The organism is Pandoraea morbifera, from assembly GCF_902459575.1.
In the GTDB taxonomy this organism is placed as follows: domain Bacteria; phylum Pseudomonadota; class Gammaproteobacteria; order Burkholderiales; family Burkholderiaceae; genus Pandoraea; species Pandoraea morbifera.
Map to the genome: position 1 here is coordinate 1 of NZ_CABPSD010000043.1, position 609 is coordinate 609.

A 609-nucleotide genomic window follows, 5' to 3' on the forward strand; every position below is an offset into this window, starting at 1 on the left:
ACCGATGGCGACACTTCGCGTGTTGCGTTTGAGAAGACGAAAGACAATTTCAACGAATTGTATACACGCACACAAGGGAAACTAACGAAGGATGTCGGCGGCCCGGAAGGTACGATCGCATTAACCGCGGCTGAAGCGCTCAATGGGTTCATCGACTTGACAGGGGCGTTGACGGGGGGGCGGGTGGTGACGGTTCCTGTTGGGCCGCCTCAGATGTATCTGGTACGGAACAGCACGACCGGAGCCTTTGGGCTCACATTCAAAGCGTCATCGGGTTCGGGGGTGCTGATTTCCCGAGGGGAAGCATTGCTGCTTGCGTCAGACGGCGTCAGCATTATCAACCCGAGCGCGGGAGCACCCGGGAGACTTCTTGGACTCCGAATTTTCACTACTAGCGGAACCTATGTGGAAACGCCGGGGACGACCAACGTAATCGTTGAGGTTCAGGCAGGCGGGGGCGCTGGTGGATCGCCTTCGGGGCCAACTTCATCAGGAACATTCATTGTGGGTGCCGGCGGAGGAGGCGGAGGGTACGTCAAACACCGTATGACGTCAGGGTTCTCGGGCGCCGCTGTTGTTGTTGGTGCTGGCGGCGTGCCCGTCGCGACG

At 59.1% G+C, this 609-nt stretch carries 1 pseudogene; it reads left to right on the plus strand.

The window, feature by feature from the left end:
- Positions 1-609, plus strand: a pseudogene (locus PMO31116_RS23935) (hypothetical protein); the annotation flags it as partial.